At 67.8% G+C, this 12,834-nt stretch carries 6 protein-coding genes, 1 tRNA gene and 1 pseudogene; 3 read left to right on the top strand and 5 right to left on the bottom strand.

What is annotated here, in order from left to right; all coding sequences use genetic code 11:
• Window positions 1-98: 98 nt before the first annotated feature.
• A complete protein-coding gene (locus tag OG456_RS37185) occupies window positions 99-3,302 on the bottom strand; it encodes a glycoside hydrolase family 2 TIM barrel-domain containing protein (RefSeq protein ID WP_266568901.1) in 3,204 nt (1,067 codons plus the stop codon).
• Between the two features lie 351 nt (window positions 3,303-3,653).
• Here OG456_RS37185 and OG456_RS37180 point away from each other — a divergent pair, with 351 nt between their 5' ends.
• On the top strand, window positions 3,654-6,365 hold the full coding sequence (locus tag OG456_RS37180; protein WP_266568899.1) for a family 78 glycoside hydrolase catalytic domain: 2,712 nt from the start codon (window positions 3,654-3,656) through the stop codon (window positions 6,363-6,365).
• 334 nt (window positions 6,366-6,699) lie between these two features.
• Here OG456_RS37180 and OG456_RS37175 read toward each other — a convergent pair.
• Window positions 6,700-6,768 (bottom strand) — tRNA-Phe (locus OG456_RS37175).
• A gap of 804 nt (window positions 6,769-7,572) precedes the next feature.
• Between OG456_RS37175 and OG456_RS37170 the strand changes: the two genes are divergently transcribed.
• Together OG456_RS37170 and OG456_RS37165 are read left to right on the top strand one after the other, a co-directional pair.
• Window positions 7,573-7,986, top strand: a complete 414-nt coding sequence (locus OG456_RS37170) for a hypothetical protein (RefSeq protein ID WP_266568883.1) — start codon at window positions 7,573-7,575, stop codon at window positions 7,984-7,986.
• Window positions 7,987-9,826: 1,840 nt separating this feature from the next.
• A pseudogene (locus OG456_RS37165) lies at window positions 9,827-10,337 on the top strand (DDE-type integrase/transposase/recombinase); the annotation flags it as partial.
• A gap of 33 nt (window positions 10,338-10,370) precedes the next feature.
• On the opposite strand, the gene OG456_RS37160 reads toward OG456_RS37165, so the two are convergent.
• Genes OG456_RS37160 through OG456_RS37150 form a run of 3 tightly spaced genes read right to left on the bottom strand, consistent with a single transcriptional unit; the run spans window position 10,371 to window position 12,735 of the window.
• Window positions 10,371-11,567, bottom strand: a complete 1,197-nt coding sequence (locus tag OG456_RS37160; protein WP_266568881.1) for an RNA-guided endonuclease TnpB family protein — start codon at window positions 11,565-11,567, stop codon at window positions 10,371-10,373.
• Window positions 11,568-11,593: 26 nt separating this feature from the next.
• A complete protein-coding gene (locus OG456_RS37155) occupies window positions 11,594-12,376 on the bottom strand; it encodes an IS630 family transposase (RefSeq protein WP_266557090.1) in 783 nt (260 codons plus the stop codon).
• Window positions 12,265-12,735, bottom strand: a complete 471-nt coding sequence (locus OG456_RS37150; protein WP_266563812.1) for a helix-turn-helix domain-containing protein — start codon at window positions 12,733-12,735, stop codon at window positions 12,265-12,267. Before OG456_RS37150 ends, OG456_RS37155 begins: the two co-directional genes overlap by 112 nt.
• Between the last annotated feature and the right edge of the window lie 99 nt (window positions 12,736-12,834).

The following is a 12,834-nucleotide window of genomic DNA, read 5'->3' as shown; positions in this document are numbered from 1 at the left end:
CGGCGGCAACTGTCCCTTCCACGCTTGCAGCCGGCGAGGCTGGCTTATCCCGCCTCGCCGGAGGTGGACACCACGTCGTCGACAGCCGCTGCCCGGTGTCAGCGGCTGTGCTGTGCGGGGGCCAGCCGATAGGCCCAGGTGTAGCTGCGGCCCGAGTGCAGCAGGTACGTGTCGAGCGGCGGGGCGCCCCAGGAGTCGTTGCCGCCCACGCCCATCTGGCGGAAGTTCACGCCGAGGACGGCTTGTGACTGGCGCGTGAGCTCATATGGGTGGCCGACGTTTTCCAGGTCGGTCGGCGTGTAGTGTAGGGCGCTGCATTCGAGGTAGGGCTCCCCCTTGGCCGGGTCGGCGGTGACGGTGATACCGAAGCCGGAGCGGTCCACCAGGGACAGGTGCCGGACGTCGGTCATGTTGCCGGTCTGCTGTGGGCGCACGTAAGGGGCCACCTGGTCGTCGACGCGGGAGCGGTAGCGGCCGATGAAGGCGCCGGTGTGCCGGTCCCAGTAGTTCTCCTGGGGGCCGCGTCCGTACCAGTCGATCTGCTCGAACCCCAGGGGAAGCGTCAACAGGGTGCCGATCAGGGGGATATCGGGCAGCCCGGTGGGGGCGTCGAGGGTGTGGCGTATCCGCAATTCGCCGTCGCCCCGTACGGTCAGTCGCGTGGTCCAGGTCGCGGGGGCCGGCGTCGTGGGCAGGGTCGCGGTCACGTCGACGACGACTTCGCCGGGGGTGGGCTGGGTGACGTCCACCTTCGTCACGGTTCGTCGTGCGCCGGCGTCGCGCCAGGTCGCCGCGGTCTTGTGGAAGCCGCGTCCGATGTCGTTGTCGGTGGGGCCGCGCCAGAAGTTGGGGACCAGGCCCTCGGTGAGCAGCGCCCGGCCTTTCACCTTGTACGTGGTCAGGCTGCCGGTGCGGGGGTCGACGTCGACCTCCACGTCGTGGCCGGTGATATGGATTGTCGTGTCCGTCCGCTGCTGCGACAGGTGCGGGAGCGTGCCGGTCTGCGGTTCGGCGGGGGCGGGCGTGTGCCAGTCGGCGAGGGGCAGTTGATCGGCGGCCACGATGTGTCCGGCCTGCGCCCAGCGCTCGTCGGCGCGTAGCACGAAGCGGACCTCCAGCAGGTATTCGGCGCCAGCCTGAGGACGGGCGGGTCGGCGGCACGGGATGCGGACGGTGCCGTTCTTACCGGGAGCGATGTTCGGGGCTGGCGCGTCGCCTGCCTGGATCTGCTCGCCGTCGCGGGTGACGCGCCAGCGCAGCTCGTAGCGGTCGAGGCCGGTGAACAGGTGTTTGTTGCGCACCGTCAGGCTCACCGCGTCGCGCCCGCTCAGGTCGGCGGCGCTCGTCGCGACGGGCTGGTAGACCTTCTTCACCTCCAGCAGGCCCGGATGCGGGAGGCGGTCGGCGTTGGTCAGCCCGTTGCAGCAGAAGTTCTTGTCGGTGGGGTATCCGGGGTGCCAGTCGCCGCCGTAGGAGAGGTAGGTGTGCTTCTTGTCGCCGGGCACAGGCAGCCGGATAGCCTGGTCGACCCAGTCCCACACGAACGCACCGTGCAGGTTGGGGTAGCGCTCCAAGACGTCCCAGTACTCCTGGAGGTTGCCGGTGCTGTTGCCCATCGCGTGGGCGTACTCGCACAGGATGAACGGGGTCTTGTTGCCCGACGTGCCGTACTTCTCCACGTCGGCGGGCTTCGTGTACATCTCGCTGTGCACGTCCGCGACCTCGTTCATACCCTCGTAGTGCACGGGGCGCGAGGGATCGCGTCGGTGGGTCCAGTCGGCCATGGCGCGGAAGTTGTCCCCGGCGCCGGCCTCGTTGCCCAGTGACCAGAAGATCACGCACGGGTGGTTCTTGTCGCGTTCCACGGACGAGCGCATCCGGTCCAAGCACGCTTCGGTCCACTCCGGCAGCGATGTGGGCACGGTGTCTCGCACACCGTGGGTTTCGAGGTTGGTCTCGGCTATGACGTACAGGCCGTACTCGTCGCACAGTTCCAGCCAGCGCGGATGGTTGGGATAGTGGGAGGTGCGCACGGCGTTGATGTTGTGCTGCTTCATCAGGTGGATGTCCTGGATCATCCGGTCCTCGGGCACGGCCTGTCCGTGATCGGGATCGGTCTCGTGCCGGTTGGTGCCGCGGATCATCAACGGCTCGCCGTTCACGGTCAGTTCGCCCGGGCCGAAGCCGATCTGGCGGAATCCCACGCGGGTGCGGTGCACGTCGACGGCGCGCTCGTGGGTGTCGACCAGGGACACGATCAGGGTGTAGAGGTTCGGGTCTTCGGCGGACCACAGCGCGGGCACACGGACGTCCGCCGCCAGTTCGACGTCCTCGTCGTCGCCCACGGCGGCCCGCAGGGTGGTGAGGCGACGGCCTCGGGCGTCGTGGAGCTCCGCCACCAGGCGGTGCCCGGCGGCTGCCGCGCCGCGTACCGTCGCGGTGAGGGTGAGCGCGGCGTTCTCGAACCGGTCGTCGAGTCGGGTGTGGACGAACAGGTCGTGAAGGTAGGCGGCGTCAGTGGGGGGTGTCGAGTAGAGGAAGACGTCGCGGAAGATGCCGGACAGGTCGATCATGTCCTGGTCCTCCAGCCAGCTCCCGTCCGACCAGCGGTACACCTCCACGGCGAGGGTGTTGGTGCCGCTCTTCAGGTGGGCGGTGATGTCGAACTCGGCCGGGGTGTAGCTGTCCTCGCTATAGCCCACGCGCCGGCCGTTGACCCACACGAAGAACGCCGACTTCACCCCCTGGAAGGAGATCAGCGTCCGCCGCCCCCTCCATGCCTGCGGCACCTCGAAGGTACGCCGGTAGGAGCCGACGGGGTTAAACTCCTTGGGCACGGAGGGAGGTTCGGGCTTCTCGTAGCCCGACCACGGGTAGGCGATGTTCAGGTAGATCGGTTCCGGATACCCCTCGATCTCCCAGTTGGACGGCACCGTGATCGTGTCCCAGGCACCGTCGTCGTAGCTGGGCTCCTGGAAACCCACCGGCCGGACGTCGGGGTTCTTGGCCCAGCGAAAGCGCCAACTCCCGTTCAGTGAGAGGTGATACGGGGAGTGCTCGATGTCCGACCGCAAGGCTTCGGCGGCGGACGCGAACGGGACGAGCCGGCCGGTCCTGGCCGGCTCGCGGCCCACCTGGAAGATGCGCGGCTGCCCGTCCCATTCCGGCGGCGCAGCTGCGGATCCGGCGACCTCTGCGGCGAACGCCTGCTTCTGGGATCTGAACGCGGCCCACCCCGTCAGCGTGGCCCCGCCGGTCATCGTGAGGAAGGAACGCCGGTTCATGCGACCCTTGCGACCCATGCAACAGCTCCGAACGTAAGACGACAAGAGGCATCAGCATCGGACTGAACCGCGCAGCGCACAAGAAGGTCTGCGCCAACTCGTCCGCGGTGAACCCCTCGCGAGCGCGGCGACAAAGGCCGCGCTTCAGGGCAACGCCGCAGCTCACACCACCTTGCACACCGACATGCGCGCACGTGCCAGTCAAATGAATTGATTCAGATCGCCGGCTTGAGCTTCGCTCGCAACAACCACGTTGTGCACAGGGTTCCTAGGCGTCGGAGTCGCTGATATAACAACCGAAACAATCGCAACATTGAATCGTTACATCGCGTCCCTGCTCCGGCGATGTGTTCCGCGAAGGGCCCCTCCATGCTCCGACGCAGCAGACAACCGGCCACCGGCCGCACCGTGGCCGCCTCGTTGTGCACGATCACTCTGCTCACCACAGTGCTCTCGACCGGAACGGCAGCCGCCGCACACCCGGCGCTGCGAGTCATCGCCACGACCACCGACGGCAGAGCCCAGCCCTTGGCGGTCGAGACCGCGCACCCACGCCTCGGCTGGCAGCTGAGCTCCGGCGAGCGCGACGCCGAACAACGCGCCTACCAGATCCGCGTGGCATCATCCGCCGCCGACCTGACCCGCGGCCACGCTGACATCTGGGACAGCGGACGGCAGAAATCGGACGACTCCGTCGGCGTGACCTACGACGGGCCCGCGCTTCCACCGGGCACCCGCGCCTACTGGCAGGTACGCGTATGGGACGAGCACGGCCGGCCCTCGGCATGGAGCACGCCCGCCTACTGGGAGAGCACACTTGGCCCCACCGCCGACTGGCGCGGGGCCCAGTGGATCGGCGCCTCCGACACCGAGGCCGGCGCGCCGCTGCTGCGCAAGGACTTCACCCTCGACAAGAAGGTCGCCCGGGCCCGCGCCTACGTCTCCGGCCTCGGCTTCGACGAACTGCACCTGAACGGCGCCAAGGTGGGAGACCACGTCCTCGCCCAGGGAGCCGCACCCTATGACCGGCGGGTGCTGTACGACACGTATGACGTCACCAAGTCACTCCACAAGGGCGACAACACCGTGGGCCTGTGGCTCGGGCACGGCTACGGCAAGAACTACAACCCCTACGGCTTCCGCTGGCAGGGGCAGCGGCAGGCCATCATGCTGCTCGACGTCACGTACGCCGACGGCACCCACGCGAAGGTCACCACGGACCCGTCCTGGAAGTGGGCGAACGGGCCGGTCACCGCCGACGACTTGTACGACGGCGAGTCCTACGACGCCCGCCAGGAGCAACCCGGCTGGGACACCCCGCACTTCGACGCCCACACCTGGAAGAACACCGTCCCCGTCCAGGCCCCCAAGGGCGCCCTGCACGCGAACACCATGCCGCCCGTCCGCGTGACCGACACCCTCACCCCTGTCAAGGTCACCCAGCCCAGGCCGGGCACCTACGTCTACGACTTCGGGCAGAACATCGCCGGGTGGGCGCGCATCGGTGCCCGCGGTCCCGCGGGCACCCGCATCACGATGCGCACCGCCGAGGAACTCAAGAGCGACGGAACACTGGACACCGCGACCAACCGGGACGCCTCAGCCACCGACACTTTCACCCTGGCCGGCACCGGCCGCCCCGAGACCTACGAGCCACGCTTCACCTACCACGGCTTCCGCTATCTGGAGGTCACCGGATACCCCGGCACCCCGCACACCGGCGACATACAGGCCCGGGTCGTGCACGCGGACGTGCCGTCCACCGGCTCCTTCACCTCCTCCAGCACACTGCTGAACACGATCTGGCGCAACAACCGCCAGAGCGTCCTGAACAACTCCATGTCCACACCCACCGACACCCCGGTGCGCGACGAACGCACCCCACCCGCGATGGATGTCCAGGCGTACCGGGACGCGTCGACCCGTGAGTTCGGCATGGACGCCTTCTACGCCAACTACCTCCAGGACATCCCGCCGGGCACCGCGCTGCCCTCCGACGACGCCAAGGCGCACTACCCCGACATGGCGGGCGGGCAGGTCTCCCTGGCCTGGACCCTGTACGAGCAATACGGCGACCGGGACACGCTGCAGAGCGCGTACGGGGACATGAAACGGTTCGTGGACCGCAATGCCGCCGACGTACCGTCGCTGATCTGGCCCGAGGACAAGGGCTTCGGCGACTGGTGCCCGCCCGACCACCGGCCAGAGGCCAACGACGGCATGGGCGGCCCGGGCGCGGGCCAGTGCTTCAGCGAGGTGTCCCTGGTCAACACCGCGCTCTCCTACGACCAGGCACGCGCCACCGCGAAAGCGGCACAGGCCCTCGGCCACGACGACGACTCCGGCCACTTCACAGCGCTGGCCGCACGCATCAAGGACGCGTTCAACGCCCACTTCCTCAACGCCGCCGGCGACACCTACGGCAGCGGCCGCCAGGTCACCAGCATCCTGCCCCTCGCCCTCGGCCTGGTCCCCGACGACCACGTAAAGGCGGTCGGCGAACAGCTTGTGCGCACCATCGTCGACCACGACGACAGCCACCTCGACACCGGCATCTTCGGCACCCGCTACCTCATGGACGCGCTCGCCCGCATCGGGCATGTCGACCTGGCCATGACGGTGCTGAACCAGCGCAGCTACCCCGGGTTCGGCTTCGAGATCGACCACGGCGCCACCACGAGCTGGGAGCAGTGGCTGTACAGCTCGTCCATGGAAACCCACGACCACGCCATGTTCGCCGGCCTCAACACCTCGCTGTACACGGTGCTCGCAGGCATCCAACCGGACAGCCCCGGATACCGCGACATCACGATCGCACCACAGATACCCGTCGGCCTCGATCACGCCTCGACCACCCAGGACACCGTGCGCGGCCGCATCACCAGCAGCTGGCGCAAAACCGGAGACAAGATCGAACTGACCGTCACCATCCCCGCCAACAGCCACGCCACCGTGACCGTTCCCCTTCCCGCCGAAAACGCCCGCGTACACGCGCCCGCGGAAGCCCGGCACGCGAACAACAGCGACCGGACCGCCACCTACCGCGTGGGCTCAGGCACCTGGACATTCACCGCACGCTGACACGGATCGCATCATCACGACTCGGTGCGACCGGCGGCCCGGACCATCCTGGCCCGCGCTGCCATGCGGCTGATGGTCAAGGTGGCCGCGCTGCTCACGCAACTGACCGCCCGTTTGCGATGCAACCCTGACCGCGCGCCCTGAGCCAGGATGCGGTGCACCTTTCGGCCGGTTGTCCCGCTTCCTGCTCCCCGACACGGCGCATTCGCTGGACACCCAGCACGAGGCCATGAGTCACATGAATCGGCTGCTCAGAACGCGGCGCGGTCGTCAGTACCACCCGCGTTGATGTCAATGGCCCCGGACCATGATCGGTCCGGGGCCATTGCGTCGGTGCCCCGGCAGGATTCGAACCTGCGACACCCGCTTCAGGAGTTCGATCTCCCCTCGGTCCGTTCGGGGCTCGCCTCGTGAACCGGTGCCAAACGTGGCTTCTGAATATCGCTGCCGTCCGGGGTCGTTGATGTCAGCGTTGGATGTCAGCGGCAGCTCGGGCAACGGGCAGGCATCCAACGGCTCCTCCGGCCGGTCAGCCCAGCGCCACCAGACATGCCGACCGGTACACCTCCAGAGCGTCCGGCAGGCCCGCCGGCCGTCGTCCTCCCGTTGAGAGAGGACGAGGCCGCCCGACTTCATGGGCTGGCCGCACTCGGGACAGGCCGGGGCGTCGTCGGTCATGCCGCGCACCTCAACGGAGCGACCGCTTCGCCCCGAACTCTCGGCTGCGAGGTCATTGCGGTCCAGAATGCCGGTCGTGGGGTTGTCAAAGGCCACTGAAGGTCGGCTGCGGTCGCCGTGGTTGCTGTACTCCGCTGCTGTACAGCAACCACGGCCGCGCGCCCGCAAACTGCGGGTCAGCCGCAGCTGCAACCGGCTGACGCCGAGGCGGTCTCGGTGGCCTGGCTAGTGCAGCATCCGTCACCGGTGGCGTTGGTGTCGGTGCCCTTGCGCGGCAACGGCGCTTTGCCCGCCAGGCCTGCGGAGTCCCGACGTCGTGGACGCCCGGGCTGCTGGTGGAGGAGCGCCGTCCGCGACGGTACCTCTTCTGTGTCACTCGTCTGCACTGTCGGGGGCGACGGCGGGCAGCCGCCCGCTGAGGCTGGGATCTGACACAAGTGCGACGCGCTGCCTGTTCAGGAGTCAACCGGGCAGATGGGATCGCGGCGCGGCAGGCACGCGCGCTGAAGGAAGGAGAAGGTACCTCCGCATGTCACACCACACCGGGAGGGCGCCGGAGGCTACCTGGGTGGCCAGGTGGGCGGGAGCCCTGCTGTGCCTCGCGGTGGCCGCCGTCCATGTCGTGGACCAAGGCGGCATCAGTGCAACGAGGGACCCCTACTACATCGGCGTCGCCTACCACGTCCTGGAGATCGCTGCCGTGGTCGCCGCCGTGCTGCTCCTCATCGGCCTCGTCCGACTGGGATGGCTGCTGGCAGCCATGGTCGCCGTCGGTCCTCTGCTGGGCTACATCCTCTCCAGGGGTCCGGGACTGCCCGACTACAGCGACGACATCGGCCATTGGACGGAGCCACTCGGGCTGGTCAGCCTGGCTGTCGAAGGAGCCCTGCTCCTGTTGTCGGTGCCGCTCTTCGTGCGGAGCCTGCGCCGCAGAACATACTGAGGCTGCGCCGAGTAGCTCGTGCACCGGACTGCGGACGTGACCCACGACAAAAAGCACCCGTTGGCCCCCAGGCTCAGGGGGCGCACAGCCGTGACCGCATAATACGCGGGTGACGACGAGTTCAGTGCCGTACGCGGATGTCCCCGCTCGCCCTTGGGTGTCCGCCGATGCCAGGCGGTGGGCGGACGCGCGGGTGCCCGCGTGGGCGCGGCCGGTGGGGCCGGCGGTGGTGCTGCTGGTGGCCGTGGTCATGGCGGTGATGTTCTCGCCCGACTCGGTGTGCACGGTGGCCGCGCCCTGTGGGGCGGACTGGCTCGATGCGGCCGGAACGATGCTCTTCCTGCCGCACTTGGTGTGGCTGTTTGTGCTACCGGAACTCGCGCTCGTGTCGGCTCCGTTGCTGCTGATCTGGATGAGCAATCCCGATACTCGGCTGGGTGGGCCGGCCGAGAAGATCGCGGACGCCGTCGTTGTGGCGGCGCTGTGCTGGGGCTGGGCGGCCGTCGTGGCGCGGCTGCGGGCGCGCGGCCGCCAGCGGTCGCTCGCGCTCGACACGGCCGGCGGCATCACGGTGCCCGCCCCGGCGACAGACGACGTCCGCCCTTGGCGCCGGGGCCTGGTCCGCGGCATTGCGGGGGCGATCCTCTGCGCGGTGGCCGGTCCCCTGATCACGACCGTCATCGTGGACGACCGGACAGACGACCGCCTGGCCCGTACGGCCACGTCCGAGAACGCCCGGGTCGTGGCCTACAACACTGACGACTACACCGTCACCGTCCGCCTCCCAGACAGCACACGACACAGGTTCGACGCGCAGGGCAGTTATCGGGTCGGCAGCCGCGTGCCGGTGCTGATGCACAGCGATTGGGTGCGGCTCGCCACTGAGCCCTACGGCGACCGCACCGGCCGCCAGGCGCTGGCACTCGTCCTCGCCGGGCTCGGTGTCACCGCGCTCGGCTCGGGCCTGCTCTCCCGCCGCCGGGCGGTCGCGCTGCGCCGCGCCCCGGTTCCGGTGCTGCGCGTCCTGACCCGTCACCATCAGGGACGTACGGAGATATTCGCCGCCGACGACGTCGCTGCCCTGCGCCCGGTGCTGAGCTACGAGCCCCACACCCGTTCCCGCACGGCACTGCGCCAGGCCCTGCTCTACGGTGCACCTGGCGAGGGCGGTGAGTTGATTCTGGCGAGCGCCACTGAGTCCGGGCAGTGGGTCGTCGAGGCGACCGCGTCCCCGATACGGCACGGTTCTCCCGACGGCACGGGTAAGCCTGGGGAATACCGTCCCGGCACAGCACGCACGGCCGCACACCGCCGAGCGGCCGAGGCCCGCGTCCAAGACGCCCTCGCCGCGATGACCCCTGCTACCGGACCGGTCCGGTGGCAGGCAGGTCCGGTGGCACGCTCGGTCGGAGTGGCGTTCATCGTCGTGACCATCATGCTGCTGGGGACGTTCTTCACGGGTTCCCCTACGTGGTGGCAGCTGCCCATCTGGTCGGTGGGTGGTTTGTACTGGGTGAGCGTCTGCCTCCGGATGATGATCTGGAGGATCACCGCCGACTCCAACGGACTGCACGTTCGCGGCCTGTGGCGTACTCTCCACCTCCCGTGGGCGGATGTCATCCGCGCTGTCTACACCCCCGAAGGTGAGCTGATCGTCCGTTGCCGCACCGATGTCGACGACGCCCGCGTCGGCAGTGTCGGCTTCCCGCCGCTGGAGCGACGGCTGCGCCACCCAGGCCGTGCTGAGCGTGCCGCCGCCGAAATCACCGCGATGATCCGCGAGCCGGGCCTGCGACCGAAAAACGACGCCAGGAAGGGCCCTCCGGAGCCGTTTGCACTACAGCACCGACGCCGCAAACGCACCGGCACCAGCACCCGACCAGCCGACAGCCGACGCCCCCAACAAGGTCTGGGCGGTTGACTTCCAGTTCGACGCCACCACCGACGGCCGCCCGATCAAGATCGCATCCATGGTCGACGAGCACACCCGCGAATGCCTCGGCGGCCTGGTCGAACGCAACATCACCGGCGACACCCTGATCGACGAACTCGACCGCCTCGCAGCGATGCGTGGCTACCCGGCCGTGCTGCGTTGTGACAACGGCCCCGAGCTCGCCTGCGAGGCGATGGCCGACTGGGCCGGCGAACGGGTCGGGCTCGCCTTCATCCCGCCCGGCGAGCCTTGGCGCAACGGATGTGACGAATGCCTGAACATCAACATCTTCTGGTCGCTGGCCCAAGCCCGAGTCGTGATCAGCGACTGGAAGGAGGACTACAGCCGGCGCCGACGACACAGCTCGCTCGGCTACCAAGCCCCAGCGGTCTACGCTGCCGCTTGCACCCACCGTTGACATGCTCCCCCCTCCTGAAAAGGAGGGGGATTCCTACGGCTCGCGCCGTGGGGTTTTCTGCTTCGTCGCCGACTGCCCGCCCGGAGAACTCCGTTGAGGTCTTACACCGGCTCCACAGACGGTCACCGCCAGCCCGGCGGCCAGAAGGTTGCGTGCTGCGTTCACGTCCCGGTCGTGGGTCGTGCCGCAGTCACACGTCCAGGTGCGGACGTTGAGCGGCATCGTGCCCTGCAAGGTGCCGCAGTGGGAGCACAACTTGGACGAGGGGAAGAAGCGGTCGACCGCGATCACTTCCCGCCCGTACCAGGCGGCCTTGTACTCCAGCATGCTCCGGAAGTCCGACCACGCCGCATCCGAGATGGCGCGGGCAAGTTTCCGGTTCTTGACCATGTTGCGCACGGTCAGGTCCTCGATCACGATCGTTTGGTTGTCACGAACGAGACGAGTGGTCAGTTTGTGCAGGTGGTCTCGGCGACGGTCGGTGATCCTCGCGTGGATCTTGGCGACCTTGCGCCGGGCCTTGACCCGGTTAGATCCGTCGCCCTTGGCCTTTCGGGAGAGGCTTCGCTGAGCCTTGGCCAGGAGGGCGCGGTCCTTGCGTTCATGCCGGGGATTGGCGATCTTCTCCCCGGTGGACTGGGTCAGCAGGTGATCCAGACCGACATCGATTCCCACTGCCGAACCGGTAGCGGCAAGTCGCTTGACGGCCGGGTCCTCGCACAGCAAGGAGACGAACCAGCGCCCCGCGCCGTCCTGCGACACGGTCACCGTGGACGGGGACACCCCCTCGGGCAGCGGGCGCGACCACACGACGTCCAGCGGTTCGTTCATCTTCGCCAGAGTCAGGCCACCGGCACGGAAACGGAAACCACTGCTGGTGTACTCGGCAGATCTCCGCGACTTCTTCCGCGACTTGAAGCGCGGATACCTGGCCCGCTTGGCGAAGAAGTTACTGAACGCTGTCTGCAAGTGCCGCAGACACTGCTGGAGCGGCACGGACGACACGTCGTTGAGGAACGCCAGTTCCCCGGTCTTCTTCCATGCGGTCAGCATGGCCGACGTGGCGTTGTAGTTGATCCGCTCTTGCCGCGCCCACGCTTCGGTGCGGGCGGCGAGTGCAAGGTTGTAGACCTTGCGCACGCACCCGAACGTGCGCGACAGCTCGGCCGCCTGCGCATCGGTCGGATAGAAGCGGTACTTGAACGCCCGCTTCACACACGTCGTGGCCACGCTCACAAACTAGTAGACCGTCGTAGCTAATTTTTGGGATAAAGGTGACGTAGTTTGGTGCGTGCGTCGTGGGTGGTGAACTGCCAGTTCACTTGGCGTTGGTCGGTGTTGGTGGCGTTCTGCCAGGCCGAGAGTTCGGTGTTGAGGATGTCGAGGTCGTTGATCCGGCGGTCGAGGCATTGGCGGGTCAGCGCGGAGAGTTCGATCTCGGCGATGTTGAGCCATGACCCGTGTTTGGGCGTGTGGTGGATCTCGAGGCGTTGGGCCAGCGCGAAGGCCTCTTCTGGTTCGAAGGCCTCGTACAGTGAGGCGATGGTGTGGGTGTTGAGGTTGTCCATCACCAGCACCACGGCCTCGGCGTCGGGGTAATCCACGCTCAGCAGCTGTTTGATCTGGCCGGCCCAGTCGATCCGGGTCCGCTGGGACAGTGCCTGAACTCGACGCCACCCGCGCAGGGGTTCGACCCACACGAAGATTGAGCACGTGCCGCAGCGGATGTACTCGCTGTCCTGGCAGGTGTCGTGGCCAGGGCGGGCCGGGAGCGGGGCGCGGGCATGGTCGAGGAGCTGGTAGGGCTTCTCGTCCATGCACACGACCGGACGTGCTGGGTCATAGGGCCGGGCATAGATGGCCAGTACGTCTTCCATCCGGGCCGCGAACTGCGCGTTTGCCTTCGGTGGGATGGTCCAGCACTTCTTCAGATGAGGACGCAGTTTCGTTTTTTTAAGACCCGCCCGATGGTGGAGTGATCCAGGTTCGGGATGTCCTCGACCAGCGCGACATGCTTCTCCAGCAGCCGCAGGGACCACCGGGTATAGCCCTGGGGTGGCTGTGAGCATGCCATCGCGATCAGCCGGGCTTCGACCTCACCGGTCACCGGCGAGGGTACCGGCGGCAGCTCGCGCTTCTTCCGGGCGATCGTGGCGTGAACATCGCCACCGGTCTCGGCGAACCGCTTGGCCACCAGCCGCAGTGTCTCGCCCGAGACTCCGGCCCGGGCCGCGACCGCGTCCTGCGAGCCGATCGCGCCTGCAGAGGTGTCGAGCGCGAGCAGCACCCGCGCCCTTCTGATCACCGAGGCTGGATGGATACCCGTCGTGGTTACCCGAACCAGCTCTTCACGATCAGCCGCGGTCAGCACCACCGGCCTCTTCTTCTGCGAACCCATCACCCCAACTCCCGTCCGGCAGAAGGGAAGCAACATCTGCCGGACCCCACCATCCCAACCAAACAACCCAGAACTAAGCAACGACACGCTACTAGCTAG

It is taken from the genome of Streptomyces sp. NBC_01446, assembly GCF_026340095.1.
Taxonomy (GTDB): Bacteria; Actinomycetota; Actinomycetes; order Streptomycetales; family Streptomycetaceae; genus Streptomyces; species Streptomyces aureus.
The sequence above is the reverse complement of the archived record's forward strand: the minus strand, read 5'-3'. Positions and strand labels throughout refer to the sequence as shown.

Coding starts and splice junctions, on each gene's coding strand:
- OG456_RS37180 (WP_266568899.1), top strand. CDS start 3,654: ATGCTCCGACGCAGCAGACAACCGGCCACCGGCCGCACCGTGGCCGCC.
- OG456_RS37150 (WP_266563812.1), bottom strand. CDS start 12,735: ATGGGTTCGCAGAAGAAGAGGCCGGTGGTGCTGACCGCGGCTGATCGT.
- OG456_RS37185 (WP_266568901.1), bottom strand. CDS start 3,302: ATGGGTCGCAAGGGTCGCATGAACCGGCGTTCCTTCCTCACGATGACC.
- OG456_RS37170 (WP_266568883.1), top strand. CDS start 7,573: ATGTCACACCACACCGGGAGGGCGCCGGAGGCTACCTGGGTGGCCAGG.